This is a genomic window from Pseudomonas hunanensis (genome assembly GCF_013393325.1).
Classification (GTDB): Bacteria; Pseudomonadota; Gammaproteobacteria; order Pseudomonadales; family Pseudomonadaceae; genus Aquipseudomonas; species Aquipseudomonas putida_P.
In genome coordinates this window covers 1-19,007 of sequence record NZ_QJRC01000070.1, presented here as the reverse complement: position 1 = coordinate 19,007, position 19,007 = coordinate 1, and the positions used below count along the sequence as shown (strand labels likewise).

The 19,007-nt window shown below is 61.2% G+C and carries 17 protein-coding genes; 3 read left to right on the top strand and 14 right to left on the bottom strand.

The genetic code is table 11. The features are described 5' to 3' along the window. Nucleotides 1-76: 76 nt before the first annotated feature. From DM807_RS03750 to DM807_RS03735, 4 genes are all read right to left on the bottom strand, one after another. On the bottom strand, nucleotides 77-1,483 hold the full coding sequence (locus tag DM807_RS03750) for a M16 family metallopeptidase (RefSeq protein ID WP_012269948.1): 1,407 nt from the start codon (nucleotides 1,481-1,483) through the stop codon (nucleotides 77-79). Nucleotides 1,484-1,513: 30 nt separating this feature from the next. After that, nucleotides 1,514-3,172 (bottom strand): Na/Pi cotransporter family protein, encoded by a 1,659-nt coding sequence (locus DM807_RS03745; protein WP_012269949.1) that lies wholly within the window; start codon nucleotides 3,170-3,172, stop codon nucleotides 1,514-1,516. Nucleotides 3,173-3,369: 197 nt separating this feature from the next. After that, entirely contained in the window at nucleotides 3,370-4,140 is a 771-nt protein-coding gene (locus DM807_RS03740) for a TerC family protein (protein ID WP_012269950.1), read from the bottom strand. 69 nt (nucleotides 4,141-4,209) lie between these two features. Continuing rightward, nucleotides 4,210-5,517: a CitMHS family transporter gene (locus DM807_RS03735; protein ID WP_012269951.1), complete on the bottom strand. Its 1,308-nt coding sequence runs from the start codon at nucleotides 5,515-5,517 to the stop codon at nucleotides 4,210-4,212. Between the two features lie 266 nt (nucleotides 5,518-5,783). Between DM807_RS03735 and DM807_RS03730 the strand changes: the two genes are divergently transcribed. Continuing rightward, entirely contained in the window at nucleotides 5,784-6,185 is a 402-nt protein-coding gene (locus DM807_RS03730) for a GFA family protein (RefSeq protein WP_012269952.1), read from the top strand. A 124-nt stretch (nucleotides 6,186-6,309) separates the two neighbouring features. On the opposite strand, the gene DM807_RS03725 is transcribed toward DM807_RS03730, so the two are convergent. The 10 genes from DM807_RS03725 to DM807_RS03680 all read right to left on the bottom strand — a co-directional run bounded on the left by DM807_RS03725 (nucleotide 6,310) and on the right by DM807_RS03680 (nucleotide 16,146). Further along, nucleotides 6,310-8,265, bottom strand: coding sequence for a DUF7844 domain-containing protein (locus DM807_RS03725; RefSeq protein WP_179027064.1), 1,956 nt, complete (start codon nucleotides 8,263-8,265; stop codon nucleotides 6,310-6,312). Beyond that, nucleotides 8,262-8,582 (bottom strand): DUF2388 domain-containing protein, encoded by a 321-nt coding sequence (locus tag DM807_RS03720; protein WP_179027063.1) that lies wholly within the window; start codon nucleotides 8,580-8,582, stop codon nucleotides 8,262-8,264. The genes DM807_RS03725 and DM807_RS03720 overlap by 4 nt, the downstream gene beginning before the upstream one ends. 35 nt (nucleotides 8,583-8,617) lie before the next feature. Further along, nucleotides 8,618-8,911 carry a DUF2388 domain-containing protein gene (locus tag DM807_RS03715; protein ID WP_012269955.1) on the bottom strand — a complete coding sequence of 98 codons (294 nt, stop codon included), beginning with the start codon at nucleotides 8,909-8,911 and terminating at the stop codon, nucleotides 8,618-8,620. 89 nt (nucleotides 8,912-9,000) lie between these two features. Next, nucleotides 9,001-9,318: a DUF2388 domain-containing protein gene (locus DM807_RS03710; RefSeq protein WP_012269956.1), complete on the bottom strand. Its 318-nt coding sequence runs from the start codon at nucleotides 9,316-9,318 to the stop codon at nucleotides 9,001-9,003. Nucleotides 9,319-9,626: 308 nt separating this feature from the next. Then, the gene (locus DM807_RS03705; protein WP_012269957.1) at nucleotides 9,627-9,842 is read right to left on the bottom strand and encodes a DUF1127 domain-containing protein; all 216 of its coding nucleotides are present in this window, start codon (nucleotides 9,840-9,842) and stop codon (nucleotides 9,627-9,629) included. A 401-nt stretch (nucleotides 9,843-10,243) separates the two neighbouring features. Further along, nucleotides 10,244-11,737 (bottom strand): succinyl-CoA:acetate CoA-transferase ScpC, encoded by a 1,494-nt coding sequence (locus DM807_RS03700; protein WP_012269958.1) that lies wholly within the window; start codon nucleotides 11,735-11,737, stop codon nucleotides 10,244-10,246. Nucleotides 11,738-11,923: 186 nt separating this feature from the next. Continuing rightward, nucleotides 11,924-13,360, bottom strand: a complete 1,437-nt coding sequence (locus DM807_RS03695; RefSeq protein ID WP_003252919.1) for an NAD(P)(+) transhydrogenase (Re/Si-specific) subunit beta — start codon at nucleotides 13,358-13,360, stop codon at nucleotides 11,924-11,926. Nucleotides 13,361-13,362: 2 nt separating this feature from the next. Beyond that, entirely contained in the window at nucleotides 13,363-13,677 is a 315-nt protein-coding gene (locus DM807_RS03690) for an NAD(P) transhydrogenase subunit alpha part 2 (RefSeq protein WP_003256966.1), read from the bottom strand. Nucleotides 13,678-13,688: 11 nt separating this feature from the next. Continuing rightward, nucleotides 13,689-14,810: a Re/Si-specific NAD(P)(+) transhydrogenase subunit alpha gene (locus tag DM807_RS03685; protein ID WP_179027062.1), complete on the bottom strand. Its 1,122-nt coding sequence runs from the start codon at nucleotides 14,808-14,810 to the stop codon at nucleotides 13,689-13,691. A 418-nt stretch (nucleotides 14,811-15,228) separates the two neighbouring features. Continuing rightward, the gene (locus DM807_RS03680) at nucleotides 15,229-16,146 is read right to left on the bottom strand and encodes a LysR family transcriptional regulator (protein WP_012269961.1); all 918 of its coding nucleotides are present in this window, start codon (nucleotides 16,144-16,146) and stop codon (nucleotides 15,229-15,231) included. 161 nt (nucleotides 16,147-16,307) lie between these two features. Here DM807_RS03680 and DM807_RS03675 point away from each other — a divergent pair, with 161 nt between their 5' ends. Next, nucleotides 16,308-17,489 carry an acyl-CoA dehydrogenase gene (locus tag DM807_RS03675; protein ID WP_179027061.1) on the top strand — a complete coding sequence of 394 codons (1,182 nt, stop codon included), beginning with the start codon at nucleotides 16,308-16,310 and terminating at the stop codon, nucleotides 17,487-17,489. A gap of 13 nt (nucleotides 17,490-17,502) precedes the next feature. Beyond that, the gene (locus DM807_RS03670; protein ID WP_012269963.1) at nucleotides 17,503-18,723 is read left to right on the top strand and encodes a CaiB/BaiF CoA transferase family protein; all 1,221 of its coding nucleotides are present in this window, start codon (nucleotides 17,503-17,505) and stop codon (nucleotides 18,721-18,723) included. Nucleotides 18,724-19,007 lie beyond the last annotated feature (284 nt).

Genomic DNA, 19,007 nt, shown 5'->3' with positions numbered 1-19,007 from the left:
GGATGAGTTGGCGGTACCGGCCCCTTCGCGGGCACGCCCGCGAAGGGGCCGGTACTGGCAAAAGGATACCGCCGATTCACCGCTGCCGTGTAGCACCACTCGGCCGTTGCGGGCCTTGCCGCCGCCAGCGCAGCAGCCCGGCCGCCAGTATCAGGCCCACTATCAGCGCGACCAGCCCGTATAGTTCGTCATAGCCAAGCAACGGCTTTTCGATGCGCAGGTAGCCGTCCTCCTTGAGCAGTGCCTTCAGCGCCTCGTTGGCCTGGGCCAGGCTGACCTGGCGCAGCTTGCGCACCGGGTTGGCGAAGCGCCCGTCGGTATAGTCGTTCAGCGCACCCCAGTAGTAGTCGGCCAAGGCACTGTTACCCTGGGTACTCCAGCTTTCCTTGGCGACGCTGGCGTCCTTGATGCGGGCAAAGGTGTCTGGGTCGAGGCCTTCCTTGCGCAGGTGGTCGAACAGCGCCTGCATCACCTTCACCGCCTTGTCGATGTCATCGCGCTCAAGGTCGGCATTGAGGCTGAGCAGGCCGGTGTCGCCGAAGCTTTCTCGTTGCACCGAAGGGCCATAGGACAGCCCATTGCGCAGGCGCAGCTGGTCGTACAGCGCCCAGTCCAGGTAACGCGACAGCAGGTCGAGGGTGGCCTGGTGGTCGTTGTCCAGCACGGGCTCGATGAACAGCCAGTGCAGTTTGACGCTGTCGCCCAGCCAGCCACGGGTCAGGTCGCGGCGCTGCTCGGCCTGCTGGGTAATGCTTTCCAGGTTTCGGCGTTCTTCTGGTTCAGTTGCTGGCAGTTCGCCAAAGGTGCGCTCCAGATACGCCGGCAGCAGACGGTCGAGGCCGCCGACCACGATCAGGGTCATGTTGTTGGCCGCGTACCAGCGGTCACGCAAGGCCTGTACTTGCTCCAGGGTCATGTCGTCGAGGTTGGAGCGCTCCGGGCATTTCAGCCCCAGCTCGGTGGCCAACTGGTCGCTGGCCGGGTGGCCGATATCCTGGCGGTCGAGCCAGCGCTGCAAGTGGCCGTAGTGGCCGCCATCTTCGCGTTCGATGATGCGCTTGGCGGTGGCCAGGGCCTTGGCGTCGATGCGGGTATCGCGGATCACCGCCAGCAGCAGGTCGAGGACCTTGCGCTGATTACGCGCAGGGGCTTCGATGACAAAAGTCGTGTCGGCGCTGCTGGTGTAGGCGTTCCACTCGCCGCCAAGCGCCTGCAGGCGCTCTTCCAGGCCGCCCTCGCCCATTTCGTCGATGCCGCTGAACAACAGGTGCTCAAGCAGGTGCGGCAGTTCTTTCTGCTCGCAATCGAAGTCATCCAGGCCCACCCCGACCACCAGGCGAATTGCCACATGATCACGTTCGTAGCCGTTTTTCAGGATGACCTGCAGGCCATTGGGCAACAGGTAGCCTTCGACCCGCGAGCGGTCGAGGGCGATCGAGGGCAGGCTGCAGATCAGCAGGCAAACGAACATCAGGCAACGCATGGGCGAGCGAGGGTCCTTAGCTATAAGAATTCACGGCTGGCGGGCTTCGTCCGGCACACTGTCGAGCATCAGCCCACCGGTGTCCGAGCCGCCCAGTACCACATAGGCACTGCTACAGAACAAAGAGTTCAACCGCTTCATGTCGGCGATCAGCTCCAAGTGTAGCGAACTGGTCTCGATGCTTTGCACGACCTTGCGCTGCAGGCGGCTGACATGGGCGTGGGCGAGGCGCCGTTCCTGGGCACGGAACCTGCGTTTCTCCCGCAGCAGCAAGCGGGCGCTTTCCGGGTCGGCACTGAGGAACACCGACAGGCCCAGGCGCAGGTTGGCCAGCAATTGTTCCTGCAGGCCGGTCAGTTCCTCCAGGCCGACCTGGGAAAACTCCCGGCGCTGGCTGGTTTTCTGCTGCTGGACCTTGCGCAGCATGCGTTCGATCAGGTCGCAGGCGAGCTTGAGGTTGATGGCCAGCTCGATGATTTCGGCCCAACGGCGATTGTCCTGTTCGCTGAGGTCCTCGCGCGACATCTGCGCCAGGTACAGCTTGATCGCGCTGTACAGGGCTTCGGCATCTTCGCCCAAGGCGCGGACCTGCTGTGGCAAGGCCGCCTGGGTACCGCGCAACGCGCCGAGCATGGCTTCGAGCAGGCTGTCGACGATATCGCCCAGGCGCAGGGTTTCTCGGCATGCATTGGCCAGGGCCAGGCTGGGCGTTTCGAGTGCCGAGGCGTCGAGGTGGCGTGGGCGCACTTGCCCGTTGCCTGTTTCCCGTTCGGGCAACAGGGCGTTGCACAGCCGGCCCATGGGTTTGACCGTGGGTAACATGAGCAGGCAGCGCAGCGTGTTGTAGAGCAGGTGGAAGCCGATGACCAGCTCTTGCGGGCTGAAGCTCAACGAGTCCATCCATTCCACCAGCGGGTGCAGCACCGGGATGATCAGCACCAGGCCGATCAACTTGTACAGCAGGCTGCCCAGGGCCACCCGGCGCCCGGCGGCGTTCTGCATGCTGGTGCCGATGAACGCCAGCAGCCCACTGCCGATGTTGGCGCCAACTACCAGGCCGATGGCGACCGGCAGGCTGATCACTTCGGCGCCGGCCAGTGTGGCGGTGAGCAGCACGGCGGCCAGGCTTGAATAGGAAATCATGGCGAACATCGCCCCGACCAGGGCGTCGAGCATGATGTCGCCGGTCAGCGAGGCAAACAGCACTTTCACGCCCTGGGCATGAGTGATCGGCGCAGCTGCCTGCACGATAAGCTCAAGTGCCAGGATGATCAGCCCAAGGCCGATGCCTACACGGCCCAATTGGCCGGCCCGCGTCTGCTTGCGCGAAAGGAAGAAGATCACCCCGAGGAAGATCAGCAGTGGCGACAGCCATGACAGGTCGAAGGTCAGTACCCGGGCCATCAGTGCGGTACCCACGTCGGCACCGAGCATGATCGCCAAGGCCGGGGTCATGGCCATCAGGCCTTGGCCGACGAAGGAGGTGACCAGCATGGCCGTGGCGTTGCTGCTTTGCACCATGGCGGTGACCAGAATGCCGGCGATGAAGGCCAGCGGCCGCTTGTCCATGTTCTGGCTGATGATGCGCCGCAGGTTCGAGCCGAATACCCGGAGGATGCCGGTACGCACGATGTGGGTGCCCCAGACCAGAAGCGTCACGGCCGAGAGCAGGTTGAGCAGGGTCAGCATGGCGAAGGCCCCCTGTTGCGATGGCCTAGTGGGCCAAGAAAAGAAACATGAGCATTGGAATAATTTTCGGTGCTCACTCAAAGCTTTAGTTGTTTTGCGCAGCTGTCGCCAGCTTCGCATGGCTGGCACGGGTTTGAAACCGACCAGAAATGAAAAAAGGGCCACGAAGGGCCCTTTCTGTGCTGCACTTCCTGATCTTATTGACCCGGAATGTCCTTGCGCAGTTTCACTGGGTCATGCTCTTTGCCTGCCTTGCGGGCGGCGGCGGTGCGCATGCGAATGTTGATCGCTTCCACTGCCAGCGAGAACGCCATGGCAAAGTAGACGTAGCCTTTGGGCACATGCACGTCGAACGCTTCGGCGATCAGCACGGTACCGACCACGATCAGGAACGACAGCGCGAGCATCTTCAGCGACGGGTGCTTGTCGATGAAGTCGCTGATGGCGCCAGCGCACAGCATCATCACCAGCACGGCAACCACGATGGCCGCGATCATGACCGGAACGTGGGAAACCATGCCCACTGCGGTGATCACCGAGTCCAGCGAGAACACGATGTCGATGATGGCGATCTGGATGATGGTATAGAAGAACTTGCCACCCGCGCCTTTTGGCTCGTCCGGGTTTTCGTCTTCGCCTTCCAGGCCGTGGTAGATCTCTTGCGAGCTTTTCCACAACAGGAACAGACCACCGAAGAACAGAATCAGGTCGCGCCCGGAGATGCCTTGGCCGAACACCACGAACAGGTCGGCGGTAAGGCGCATGACCCAAGTGATCGACAGCAACAGCATGATGCGGGTGACCATGGCCAGGGCCAGGCCGAAGATCCGGGTGCGCGGCTGCATGTGCTTGGGCATGCGGCTGACCAGGATCGAGATCATGATGATGTTGTCGATACCGAGGACGATCTCAAGCGCGGTAAGGGTGAAAAAGGCAACCCAGATTTCCGGGCTGGTCAGCCATTCCATGTATTTTCCTTCGAGCGGTAATGGCGACGCGCCCCGGTCAGGGCGCGTCGCGTAGGTGATACGTGTGTATTAAAGACTACTGAACAGCGGGAAAATGCCCATCAGCAGTGCGGCGAGCATTATGCACAGGCACACCAACACTGCCCACTTGAGTGTAAAGCGCTGATGGTCGCCAAATTCGATACCGGCCAGGGCCACCAGCAGGTAGGTGGAGGGTACCAGCGGGCTGAGCAGGTGTACTGGCTGCCCGACGATCGACGCACGGGCCATCTCTACCGGGGTGATGCCGTAATGGCTGGCGGCTTCGGCCAGCACTGGCAGCACGCCGTAGTAGAACGCGTCGTTGGACATGAAGAAGGTGAACGGCATGCTCACGATCGCGGTGATCACCGCCAGGTAAGGGCCCAGCGCTTCGGGGATGACCGCCAGCAGGCTCTTGGACATGGCGTCGACCATGCCGGTACCGGACAGGATGCCGGTAAAGATGCCTGCGGCGAAGATCAGCCCGGTCACGGCCAGTACGCTGCCTGCGTGGGCAGCGATGCGGTCCTTCTGCTGCTGCAGGCATGGGTAGTTGACGATCATCGCGATGCTGAAGGCGATCATGAACAGCACCGGCAGCGGCAGTACACCAGCGATCAGTGCGACCATCAGGGCAGCGGTCAGTGCACCGTTGAAGTACAGCAGCTTGGGCCGGCGTGCGTCAGGGTATTGCGAGACAGTGATTTCACTGTGGTCGATGTCGTCGGTCGGCAGGTGCAGTTCGCCCAGGCGAGCACGTTCACGCTTGCCGTACATGTAGGCGATGGCCAGGATCGCCAGCACACCGAACAGCATGGCCGGGATCATCGGCACGAAGATGTCCGATGGGTCTACGTGCAGGGCGCTGGCAGCGCGGGCGGTCGGGCCACCCCACGGGGTCATGTTCATCACCCCGCCGGCGAGGATGATCAGGCCGGCCATGATCCGCGGGCTCATGCCCAGGCGGCTGTACATCGGCAGCATGGCGGCACAGCAGATCATGTAAGTGGTGGCGCCGTCACCATCGAGCGAGACCACCAGGGCCAGTACAGCGGTGCCGACCGAGACCTTCAGCGGGTCGCCCTTGACCAGTTTGAGGATCTTGCGCACGGCCGGGTCGAACAGGCCGGAGTCGATCATCAGGGCGAAGTAGAGAATGGCGAACATCAGCATCACGCCGGTTGGCGCGAGCTTGCTGATGCCTTCGAGCATCATGGGGCCGATCTTGGCGGAAAAACCACCGAACAGGGCGAACAGGATCGGTACCAGGATCAGCGCGATCAAGGCCGACAGGCGCTTGGTCATGATCAGGTACATGAAGGTGATGACCATGGCAAAGCCGAGGAAGGTCAGCATGGCAATACTCCAGGCGTGGCGCTACGAAAGGAACGTCGATTCGGGCGGATCAGCGCGTTGGGCGCTGCGCGGGGAGCATGCGAAGGGGGACTGCGAAAAGGCGGGCACAGGAATACATCAGAATCACCATTGTTGTTGTTGATTGGGCCGGGCGCGGTTTTACCGGGTGCCCTGGCTGACCGGTCTCGTGCCGGTAGTGGGCGCTATCCTATGAGGGCAAGCTTTCAGCCAGCTTTCGCCGAAGCAAAGGCGACGAGAGGTAGGTGATGCAGAATGTGACCGAAGGGGGCTGCCATTGCGGCGCCTTGCGTTACCGGTTGGAGGGCGACCTGACGGACATCGCCCATTGCCATTGTTCGATATGCCGCCGGGTAAGCGGCGGGCTGGTGGTGACCTGGCTCACCCTGCCTCGTTCGGGGTTTCAGTGGCTGGCGGGCGAACCCAACTGCTATGTGGCACCGGCCAGTTGCAGCCGGTACTTCTGTGGGCATTGCGGGGCGCATGTGGCATTGGTGACCACGCACAGCCCGGAAACGGTGGATGTGACGGTGGCGACGCTGGATCACCCGGAACTGGTCAGGGCCAACCGGCATATCTGGGTGGGCAGTCGGCTACCTTGGCTTCATCTGGATGAACAATTGCCTTCCGAGGCTGAGGAGAAGCTTTAGGCCTGTGTTGTCTGTACCGGCCTCTTCGCGGGTAAACCCGCTCCCACAGGATCACCGCAGCCTCAAGGCCTGTGCAGTCCCTGTGGGAGCGGGTTTACCCGCGAAGAGGCCGGCACAGGCAACATCACAATTGCAGGCCACCCGCAGCCTTGTGCAGCGCCCGCAAGTGCTCGCCGATCTGCTTCACATTGGCTTCGATCGCGGCAATTTCCTTGGCCCGTGATGGCTCCAGCAGCGCCCTCACCTCTTTGTCCAGGCTGGTGCTCAAGCGCAACAGCTGTGCCTGGCGTTCGCTGCTCACCTGCTCAAGGTGCTTGCGCTCTTCGGGTTGCGGCAGCCCGTAGCCCTTGGCATCCAGCAACTCTGCCGGACGGCTGAGGAAACCGCTGTTGGCGAGCATCTGCTTGAGGGTTGCGTCAGCTTTGTTGACGCTGCCATCTTTCAGCGCCGCAGCATTCAGGTAGCGCTGCTTGACCTCGTCTTGAGCCAGCAGAAGCTGCCGGCGAAGGCTGGCTTGTTCGAGCAGCAGCAACGCGGCGCTGGTGCGCAGGTCAGCCTTGGCGAACCAGCTGCGACGTTGATCGGCCTCCAGGGCCAACCAGTCTTCAACCAGGGCTTGCTTGATCGGTAGCTGTTTCCTGAGCACTTCGAACATGGCCTGGTAGCGGTCGCGGTAAGAATCGAAGCGGTAGCCCAGGCGCAACGCCTCGCGCGGGTCATCAAGCACGCTGGTGTCGGCCAGCCCCCTGCCCTTTAGCACGGCCAGCAAACCGTTGGGCATGATGCTGTCCAGGTCATTTATGCGCGGGTTGGCTGTGCCGCTGCGCAGCAGTTTCAACGACTCCACTGCACAGTTGTTGGACAGGAACCAGTAGTTGCCGTCATAGCTCCAGTGCATCTCGGCGGCCTGGCGCACCAGGTTCTCGATTTCTTCGCGGTTGAGCTTCAAGGGCACCGAGGCCAGGCTGCGCAGTTCGGTCTTGGTGTATTCGTCGATCACTTGGCCCAGTGGCAATACGAATAGTCGTGACGGGTAGTTACCGACCAGGCCGTCCCAGCTGGACAGCTGCACGTCGTTGACGAAGGCGCGGTACGACAGCACCAGGCTTTGGTCTAGGTCCAGGCGGCAGTCTGGACCGCGTGGGCGGCCCGGTTTGCAGATCACCAGGCGCAGCATGCTGTGACCCCAGCGGCTGACCAGGTTCTGGTTGGCTTCGGCCAGCAGGTAGTCCACTTCATAGACCCGCTCGGGGTCGATCTCACCCAGTGGCTGGCGAGCGAAGTCACTGCCAGCGTTGATGAACGGCAGGCCCTTGGCGCAGGTGTCCTGTTGCGGTGCCCAGCCGAAATGCTGGCGCAAGTACTGGTTCAGCGCCGGACGGCGGCAGCCGTAGCTTGGGTCGAGGAGGAAGTACTCCATGTTGACCGCGATGTATTCCTTGGGGCTGCTTAGTTCATAGCTGTCGGGGCTACGCACGAACTGGCCATTGTGTTGCTCGCGCTCGCCGCGTCGGCCCACGTATTGTGGCCAGCCGGCCAGGTCGAGCAGGCGCGGGTCGTCGCTGAGGGTGAATCGACGTTCAGCCTGGCCTCGACATTCTTCAGGCAGGCCGATCTTGCCCAGCGTGCCCTGCTGGCGCTTGCAGCGGGCGATCAGCGAACGCTCGGCACCGGGCCACAGGCGGGCACGGTCGTAGATATGGGTGAGCTCGTGCAACACGGTGGCCAGCAGCTCTTCACGCACCGTGCCATGGGGGCGGTTGGTGCGCTCGGTGGCGGCGCTGCCGTCGGTGAGGCTGGGCAGCAAGCGGCGGTTGAGCTCGAGGGTGGATACCAGTGATGCCTGCCCATAGGCGTCGGCAGGCATGTTGTCGCTCCAGCTGACCCGCACGCGGCGGTCCAACTGTTGCTTGAAGCGCGGCGGCAGCCTGCCCATGGCCTCGTCAAGCAGGGCCTGTGAGGCTTGGGTTTGCTGCGGGTCCAGGCCGGACGCCTGCAGCTCTAGCTGCAGGTCGGCCAAGGCGGGCGTGCCGAGCAGCGTCAGGGCGCAGCCGAGCAGCCAGGCGCGCGCGCGAATCACAGTGCGAGGATGGCTTCGGCCAGTACCTGGTCGCTGGCGCCGCGCGCTTCCGGTAAGCGCTCGCGCAGGGTGTTGAAGGCTGCCTCGAGTTGGACGCCGCGGATGTCACCGTTGCTGGCGACGAAGCTGGCAGCGTCGTCGTGGGCTTCGCGCACCACTTTGGAGTCACGGATAGACGTGGTGGTATCCGAGGTGAAGTCGATCGAACGGCCGAAGGCACGCACGATGATGTTGCTGGTAGCCACCAGGGTCTGTGCCTGGGCCAGGTCGGCCAGCAGCAGCATGCCGAGGGAAGCGGCAATCAGCGGTTTACGCATGGAGCATCTCCGAAAAATACAGGGAGTCAGGTGAGTTATTGGACGAGAATTGCCTGCGCCAGTTCCAGATCGCCGACAGTGTGCCGTGCACAATTGTGGCGTAATGATTCCAGCGCGGCTTCCAGGCGTGCACCACGGATCACGCCATCGCTGGCAACGAATGCGGCGGCATCATCACGGGCCTGCCTGATCAGTTTGCGATCGAAGGGCGCGGTAGTGACCTGGCTGGTGGCATAGCCCGAGATGACCAGGCCTTGCGTGGTGGTATCCATGGCATGGGCGCTGGCCATGCCGACAACGGAGAACAGCAGCGGCAACAGATAACGCATGGGCTTTCTTGAAGGCTGGAAAAATGGACGACGAAGGCTACCCCAGGTGCGAGGGCTCTAGCCAACGCACCTGTTTTGCCTAGGGTGTATCAGAGCGCCAGGATGGCCTGGGCCAGCTGTGCATCGCTGGCTTGCAGGGCCGGCATGTTCGAACGGATGTGCACGAAGGCGCTTTCCAGGCGGGCACCGCGGATATCGCCTTGAGTGCCGACGAACGTGGCGGCGTCATCCCGGGCCGCCTGCACGATCTTGTCGTCGCGGAACGACGAGGAAAGGTCGGATGTGGCGTCAGTGGAAGCGGCAACGGCGCGTACTACCGTGTCGGTGGTGACAACGAAGCTGGTGGCGTGGGCAGTGCCAGCCAGGCCGAGTAACAGGGCGGCGCCAAGCAGGTGTTTACGGGACATGATCGTGGACTCCTGGGTAGGGTCAGGTTGGTTCTGCTCTATCGGACGTTTGCAGGGCTCGTCACGGTACGTTTCAACAACTGGTTCTAGCAGACGGTTAAGCCAAGCGTATCACGCGGTGCTGCGTTGGGAGGTCAACGCGTGTTGTGCGTGATAACTGTAATGGTGATTATTGGTTTTTACAAAACTGTACTGGTAATGACCTTGAGCGCTCTGCAACGCGCCTTTCGGGCAATAAAAAACCCGTTGCAGTGACCTGCAACGGGTTTGGGAATTCGCGGTGCCGGCCGCAGCCGGCAAGCCGGTGCTTAGCGCCAGAAAGGCTTGCTCAGCTCTTCGTAACGCTGCGACTCGCTGATACCGGCGTCGGCCAGCAGGCGGCTGTCCAGGCGAGCCAGTTGACGGCGGCTGGCCATACGGCGCTGCCACAGCAGCAGGGTGGACAGTGCGCGCAGCGGCATCGATGCGTTGGATTGCTGGGCGTTGCTTTCAAAAACCAGACCGGAACTGAGGGTACGTTCCATGATGCTTCATCCTTCCGCTTATGGCGGGATTAGGTAGTGATTTAACTGATGCCAATGATCCTCCTCTGCTGTCCATAACAGTAGATACAGTTCAGTTGAAAGACGATGGCTCAGTTAACTGTGTAACCCTACTGTTGCACTCGAAAATGGCGCAACTGTACTGGTCTGCACGAATATGGTGCGATTTAAGAGATGGAGATGGTTTTAAGCGGCGAGGATTGGTTGAAAACCGGTACAGTAGAACAGTTTTATAAAGAAGGAAGGCCGGACTGTGCAGCACAGTCGTAATGGTGCGGCCTTGTGTCGCGACAAGGCCGCAGACCGGCCCAGGATTGCGGCGTTACAGCTGAAAAAGAAGGGGCTGCTGTGCAGCCCCATCGCGACACAAGGCCGCTTCTCCATCAGCTAGCCAGCATGCGCCCGGTTTCTTCCAGGTTCTCGTGCCAGCTCAACGCTTCACGCAGGATGTGCGGGGTATGGCCGCCACGCTGGCAGGCGCGATCGAAGTAATCGTTCAGCGCAGCGCGGTAGTCTGGGTGCACACAGTTGTCGATGATCGCCCGTGCCCGTTCGCGCGGCGCCAGACCACGCAGGTCGGCCAGGCCCTGCTCGGTGACCAGGATGTCCACGTCGTGCTCGGTGTGATCGACATGGCTGACCATTGGCACCACGCTGGAAATCGCGCCACCTTTGGCAATCGACTTGGTGACGAATACGGCCAGGTGGGCGTTACGAGCGAAATCGCCCGAACCGCCAATGCCGTTCATCATCCGGGTACCGCAGACGTGGGTGGAGTTGACGTTGCCGTAGATATCGAACTCCAGTGCGGTGTTGATACCAATAATGCCCAGGCGACGTACCACTTCCGGGTGGTTGGAGATTTCCTGCGGGCGCAGCACCAGCTTGTCCTTGTAGCGCTCCAGGTTGCCGAACACGTCGGCGTTGCGGCGGCTGGACAAGGTGATCGAGCTACCCGAGGCGAAGCTCAGCTTGCCGGCGTCGATCAGGTCGAAGGTGGAGTCCTGCAGTACTTCGGAGTACATGGTCAGGTCTTCGAACGGCGATTCGATCAGGCCGCACATCACCGCGTTGGCGATGCTGCCGATACCGGCTTGCAGCGGGCCGAGCTTGTTGGTCATGCGGCCAGCGTCCACTTCCTTTTTGAGGAAGTTGATCAGGTGGTCGGCGATGCCTTGGGTTTCATCATCTGGCGGCAGCACAGTGGACGGCGAGTCTGGCTGGTCGCTGATGACGATACCGACGATCTTGGCCGGGTCGATCGGGATGGCGGTGCTGCCGATACGGTCGTCTACCTTGACCAGCGGGATGGGGGTGCGGGTCGGGCGGTAGGTCGGGATGTAGATGTCATGCAGGCCTTCGAGGTTGGTGTTGTGCGAGAGGTTGATCTCGACAATCACCTGCTTGGCGAAGATCGCGAAGCTGGCCGAGTTGCCCACCGAGGTGGTCGGCACGATGTGGCCTTGCTCGGTGATGGCCACGGCTTCGATGACTGCGATGTCCGGCAGCTTCAGCTGCTGGTTGCGCAATTGCTCGACGGTTTCCGATAGGTGCTGGTCGATGAACATCACCTGGCCATCGTTAATGGCCTTGCGCAGGGTGCTGTCGACCTGGAACGGCATGCGGCGAGCCAGCACGCCGGCCTCGGTCAGTTGCTTGTCCAGGTCGTTGCCCAGGCTGGCGCCGGTCATCAGGCTGATTTTCAGTGGCGACTGCTTGGCACGTTCGGCCAGTGCATGCGGTACGGCCTTGGCTTCGCCGGCGCGGGTGAAACCGCTCATGCCGACGGTCATGCCGTCCTCGATCAGACCAGCGGCATCAGCCGCACTCATTACCTTGCTGTGCAGGGAGGACAAGCGGATACGATCACGGTACATGGATTGTTATCTCGGGCTACTGAAACTACTGCAGCGCAGTCTAGAGATTTCGCCCATTGCCGTCCCACGACCATGGTCGTATGAGAAGCCTTGAAGTAGAGCCGTTGATCCGGATCAATAAAAGGAAAGCCCCGACAGATTCTGACCGGGGCTTCCTTTATATCAGCTGGTTTGCAGCGGCCGTTGTCACTCCACTGCTTTGACCATGTCCTCGATGACCTTCTTGGCGTCACCGAACACCATCATGGTCTTGTCCAAGTAGAACAGTTCGTTGTCCAGGCCAGCATAGCCGCTGGCCATGGAGCGCTTGTTGACGATGATGGTCTTGGCCTTGAACGCTTCGAGGATCGGCATGCCGGCGATTGGCGATTTGGGGTCGTTCTTCGCCGCCGGGTTGACCACATCGTTGGCGCCCAGCACCAGCACCACGTCGGCCTGTCCGAACTCGGCGTTGATGTCCTCCATCTCGAACACCTGGTCGTATGGCACTTCGGCTTCGGCCAGCAGGACGTTCATATGCCCGGGCATGCGGCCCGCCACTGGGTGAATCGCATACTTCACGGTTACGCCGTTGTGGGTCAGCTTCTCGGTAAGCTCCTTCAATGCGTGCTGGGCACGGGCCACCGCCAGGCCGTAGCCTGGGACGATGATTACGCTGTCGGCATTGCTGAGCAGGAAGGTGGCATCGTCAGCCGAACCAGATTTCACCGGGCGCTGTTCTTGCGAACCTTGCGCCGCGCCAGTGTCGGTATCGCCACCGAAGCCGCCGAGGATGACGTTGAAGAACGAACGGTTCATCGCCTTGCACATGATGTACGAGAGGATGGCACCGGACGAGCCCACCAAGGAGCCTGCGATGATCAGCATCGAGTTGTTCAGGGAGAAGCCGATACCGGCCGCTGCCCAGCCCGAATAGCTGTTAAGCATCGACACCACCACCGGCATGTCGGCGCCGCCGATCGGAATAATGATCAGCACGCCCATGATGAAGGCCAGGACCAGCATCAGGGTGAAGGCACTGTAATGACCGGTGAAAGTGAACAGCAGGCCCAGGGCGATGGTGGTCAGGCCGAGGATCAGGTTCAGCTTGTGCTGGCCCGCGAACTGTACAGGAGCGCCTTGGAACAGGCGGAACTTGTACTTGCCCGACAGCTTGCCGAAGGCGATCACCGAACCGGAGAAGGTAATGGCACCGATGGCAGCACCGAGGAACAGCTCCAGGCGGTTGCCGGTAGGGATCGGGTCACTGATGGCGGCAACGATGCCCATCGACTGCGGCTCGAGTACGGCGGCGATGGCGATGAACACCGCCGCCAGGCCGATCATGCTGTGCATGAAAGCGACCAGCTCCGGCATCTTGGTCATCTCGACGCGCTTGGCCATGATCGAGCCGGCGGTGCCACCGACCAGCAGGCCGACGATGACATAGCCGATGCCGGCGGTGGCCAGTTCTGCACCTAGCTTATAAATGAGGCCAACCGTGGTAAGGATGGCGAGCCCCATGCCAATCATGCCAAACAGGTTGCCGCGCCGCGAGGTAGTCGGGTGCGACAGGCCCTTGAGCGCCTGGATGAAGCACACCGAGGCGACGAGGTAGAGGAGCGTTACCAGATTCATGCTCATGCTTACTTCTGCGCCTCGTTCTTGGTTTTCTTCTTGAACATTTCAAGCATGCGGCGGGTGACCAGGAAGCCACCGAACACATTGACTGCAGCCAGGGCCACGGCAAGCGTGCCCATCAGCTTGCCAGCCGGGGTCACGGTCAGCGCGGCAGCCAGCATGGCACCGACGATGACGATCGCCGAAATGGCGTTGGTAACCGCCATCAGCGGGGTGTGCAGCGCCGGGGTGACGTTCCACACCACGTGGTAGCCCACATAGATGGCCAGCACGAAGATGATCAGGTTGTAGATGCCGTGGGAAATCAGCATGTCTTCCATTGTCGTGCTCCTTAGCCGTTCTTGCGGACGACCTGACCATCACGGCACATCAGGCAGGCCGCGACGATGTCGTCTTCGAGGTTGATGTCCAGCGCGCCGTCCTTGTCGAACAGCAGCTTCATGAAGTCCAGCAGGTTGCGCGCGTACAGCGCCGAGGCATCGGCACCCACCTGCGCCGGCAGGTTGGTCGGGCCGACGATGGTCACGCCGTTTTCCTGCACCACCTGGTCGGCAACGGTCAGTGGGCAGTTGCCGCCCTGGGCCGCAGCCAGGTCGATGACCACCGAGCCGGGCTTCATCTGCGCCACGGTTTCGGCACTGAGCAAGGTCGGTGCCTTGCGCCCGGGGATCAGCGCGGTGGTAATGACGATATCGGCCTGCTTGGCGCGTTCGTGCACGGCCTGGGCCTGGCGTTGCATCCAGCTGGCCGGCATGGGTCGGGCGTAGCCGCCGACGCCTTCGGCGCACTCGCGCTCTTCGTCGGTCTCATAGGGCACGTCGATGAATTTGGCGCCCAGCGACTCGATCTGCTCCTTCACGGCTGGGCGTACATCGGATGCTTCGATCACCGCACCCAGGCGCTTGGCCGTGGCAATGGCCTGCAGGCCGGCAACGCCCGCGCCGAGGATCAGCACGCGTGCGGCCTTAACGGTACCGGCAGCGGTCATCAGCATGGGCATGAAGCGTGGGTAGTGATGGGCTGCCAGCAACACGGCCTTGTAACCGGCGATGTTGGCTTGCGACGACAGCACATCCAGGCTTTGCGCCCGAGAGGTACGCGGCGCGGCCTCCAGGGCGAAAGCGGTGATGCCGCGTTCGGCCATCTTGCCGATCAGTTCGCTGTTGAACGGGTTGAGCATGCCCACCAGCAGGCTGCCACTGTTGATCAGGGCCAATTCCTGGTCGTTGGGGGCGACCACTTTGAGTACCAATTGGGCGCCGTAGGCGTCGGCTGCGCTCCCCAGGGAAGCACCCACGGCCTCATAGGCACTGTCCGGAATGGCGGCGTTGAGCCCTGCACCCCGTTGGACGGTGACCTGATGGCCCTGGCCAATCAGTTTCTTGATGGTTTCGGGGGTCGCAGCGACCCTTGTCTCACCGGTCTGCGTCTCGAGAGGAACACCAATGTGCACGACTATTTCTCCTGCGGTGACCTTTTGTCTTTGTAAAAGCCAGCACACTTCGGATGGTGAGCTGGGGCGGCTGTGGAGCGCCGGCCCGCCGGATACCGGGCGGGCGAAGCATTTTGCAGACGAACCCAGAGGCCTTCAACCGGTTCTGGAGCGAAACGAAGTTAAAACTACAAGTCACCCTGTGACCGCTTGTCGCAGCGATAAGGCTGCAGCCCGTCAAGCATGGGCTATTTGCAGATTAGGAGAAAAAAACAAAAAAAATGCGAAGAATTCGCTTACGGATTGGTGGATGTCGCAAAATAACCCGCAAAGCCGCGTGTTAAGCAGGGTTAAAGGGTATTTTTATGCCTGCATTACAGTTTTCGAAAAAGCGACAAATACATATATCTGTAGGTGTTTAAAATAATTGACTACAGAGTCAATTTGTCGCACTTGTTCTTGTTTTGCCTGTGTATGCCTGGGCCTGGCTCACCAGCCAGTCGCGAAACGCACGTAGCGATGCTGACTCTACCTTGCGTTCGGGAATCATCAGATAGTAAGCCTTGTCGCTACTCAGGGCATGCCTGTTAGCGACCACCAGCCTACCCTCCTCCAGCTCTCGCTGGATCAGGAACGGCGGTATCAGGGCAATGCCCATTTCGTGCATGGCCGCCTGGGCGAGCATCGAGAATAGTTCATAGCGCGGGCCTGTCATGTCGCGTTCAACATTCATACCTACGCTGCCGAACCATTGCCGCCAGGCATAGGGGCGCGTGCTTTGCTGCAGCAGGGGAAGCTGCGCGATGTGGCGTGCCTCGAGCTTGCCCTGCCCATCCAGCAGTACCGGGCTGCACACCGGTACTGGGTTTTCCCCCATCAGCCTGTGCGACTGGGTGCCAGACCAATCGGCATCACCAAAATAGATGGCGGCATCGAAGGTTGTGTCCGCAAACAGGAATGGCCGGGTGCGGTTGGTGAGATTGACCGTGACCTCTGGGTGGCGCTGCTGGAAGTCCTTGAGCCGTGGTAGCAGCCATTGAGTGCCAAACGTCGGCACCACCGCCAGCTCGATCACATTGGCGCCCTGCAGGCGCATCACCGACAAGGTATCGCGTTCCACGGCGTCCAGCTGGGTGGCCACCTGGCGACTGTAGGACAGGCCGGCTTCGGTAAGCTTTACGCCCCTGCGCGAGCGGCGGAACAGTTCCACATTAAGGAAGGCTTCTAGCCCACCGATCTGCCGACAGACGGCGCTTTGGGTCAGGGCGAGTTCCTGGGCAGCCTTGGTAAAGCTTTCGTTACGTGCCGCCGCTTCGAAGCAAACCAGAGCGGCGGTACTGGGGATCTTGCGGCGCATGTACGTCAACCTCACTTGTAAGGCTGTCAATATGGCGTTTTGCCGATTTACGAAGTGACAAATTATCACTAATTGGTGCGCAATCCTCGTTTGTCCCGGCGGCTGATCAAGCCTAGGCTCAAAGGCACAAGAAACTGCCCCCTATTACGAGGATTTCGCTCATGGCCGGTAAAGCAAGCTTCAACTGGATCGACCCGCTGCTGCTGGATCAGCAGCTCACTGAAGAAGAGCGCATGGTGCGTGACAGCGCTTATCAGTTCGCCCAGGTCAAGCTGGCCCCACGTGTGCTCGAGGCTTTCCGTCATGAGCAGACCGACCCGGCGATCTTCCGCGAGATGGGTGAAATCGGCCTGCTGGGTGCAACCATTCCCGAGCAGTACGGTGGCAGCGGTTTGAATTACGTGTGCTATGGCCTGATTGCCCGCGAAGTGGAACGCATCGACTCAGGTTACCGCTCGATGATGAGTGTGCAGTCGTCGCTGGTGATGGTGCCGATCAACGAATTTGGCACCGAGGCACAAAAACAGAAGTACCTGCCCAAGTTGGCGAGTGGCGAGTGGATCGGTTGCTTCGGCCTGACCGAACCTAACCATGGCTCCGACCCGGGCTCGATGATTACCCGGGCCAGGAAGGTGGACGGTGGCTACCGTCTTACCGGCAGCAAGATGTGGATCACCAACAGCCCCATCGCCGACGTGTTCGTGGTCTGGGCCAAGGACGATGAGGGCGATATCCGTGGCTTCGTGCTGGAGAAAGGCTGGCAGGGCCTCAGTGCTCCGGCGATCCATGGCAAGGTCGGCCTGCGCGCCTCGATCACTGGCGAAATCGTCATGGACAATGTGTTCGTGCCGGACGAGAACATTTTCCCGGATGTACGTGGCCTCAAAGGCCCGTTCACCTGCCTGAACTCGGCTCGCTACGGTATTTCCTGGGGGGCGCTGGGTGCCGCTGAAGCTTGCTGGCACACCGCCCGCCAATACACCCTGGACCGCCAGCAGTTCGGACGCCCGTTGGCCGCCAACCAATTGATCCAGAAAAAGCTGGCCGACATGCAGACGGAAATCACGCTGGCGCTGCAAGGCTGCCTGCGCCTGGGGCGCATGAAGGACGAAGGAACGGCTGCAGTGGAGATTACCTCGATCATGAAGCGCAACTCCTGCGGCAAGGCGCTGGATATCGCCCGTATGGCGCGCGACATGCTCGGTGGCAACGGCATCTCCGACGAGTTTGGTGTGGCCCGCCACCTGGTCAACCTGGAGGTGGTCAACACCTACGAAGGTACTCATGACGTGCATGCGCTGATTCTGGGGCGTGCGCAAACCGGTATCCAGGCCTTCTATTAATAAGGAGCAGTCCATGGGCGCGCTATCACACCTGCGGGTGCTGGACCTTTCGCGCGTGTTGGCCGGCCCGTGGTCTGGCCAGATTCTCGCTGACCTTGGCGCTGACGTGATCAAGGTCGAGCGCCCTGGCAGTGGCGACGATACCCGCTCATGGGGGCCACCCTTCCTCAAGGATGTCGAGGGTGAGAACACCGGCGAGGCGGCCTACTACCTGTCGGCCAATCGCAACAAGCGTTCGGTGACCATCGACTTTACCCAGCCCGAGGGGCAGCGCCTGGTGCGTGAGTTGGCGGCTAAGTGCGATATCGTCATCGAGAACTTCAAGGTGGGTGGGCTGGCTGCCTATGGCCTGGACTACCAGAGCCTGAAGGCAGTCAACCCACAGCTTATCTATTGCTCCATTACGGGCTTCGGCCAGACCGGCCCATATGCCAAGCGCGCTGGCTATGACTTCATGATCCAGGGGCTGGGTGGGCTGATGAGCCTGACCGGTCGCCCGGAAGGTGAGGCAGGTGCAGGGCCGGTGAAGGTGGGTGTAGCGCTTACCGACATTCTGACCGGGCTGTATTCCACGGTTGCCATGCTTGCTGCCCTCGCCCACCGGGATCAGACCGGGGTCGGCCAGCATGTCGATATGGCATTGCTCGATGTGCAGGTGGCCTGCCTGGCGAATCAGGCAATGAACTATCTGACCACAGGCACCTCGCCTCGCCGGCTGGGTAATGCGCATCCCAACATAGTGCCTTATCAGGATTTCCCGACGGCGGATGGCGACTTCATTCTTACCGTGGGTAATGACAGCCAGTTCCGCAAGTTCGCCGAAGTGGCCGGGCAGCCGCAATGGGCGGATGACCCGCGCTTTGTGACCAATAAACTGCGGGTGGCGAACAGGGCCGAGCTGATTCCACTGATACGCCAAGCCACGGTGTTCAAGACCACGGCTGAATGGGTGCGCCAGCTGGAAGCTGCAGGGGTGCCGTGTGGGCCAATCAATGACCTGGCGCAGATGTTCCAGGACCCCCAGGTGCTGGCGCGAGGGCTGGCGGTAAGTATGGCGCATCCGTTGGCGGGTAGCGTACCGCAGGTCGCGAGCCCGATACGCTTGTCGGAGACGCCGGTGGAGTATCGCCGGGCGCCGCCACTGTTGGGCGAGCATACCGACGTGGTGCTGGGGGAAGTGTTGGGGTTGGGTGCCGGCGAGCTGCAGCGACTACGCGGCGCTGGTGTACTTTAGAAGCCGCGGGTTGCACTGAAAAGCGGGGAGGCCGTCAGGCCTCCCCGCTTTGCTTTTCAGCGATATGAAGGTTTCTTGAAATTAAAGGTTGACGGGGTTTCGAATCCCCTTATAATGCGCCCCACTTCCAGCGACATCGGAACGACAAACTCCTTGAGATTCAATGAGTTAAGTAGTTAAGGTGGTGTTGGAAGGGCTACGATCGAATGATCGCAAGCGGTTGAAATGGTGGTTGACAGCGCTTCTTGGTGCTGTATGATTCGCCTCCCGCTACGAGAGATCGC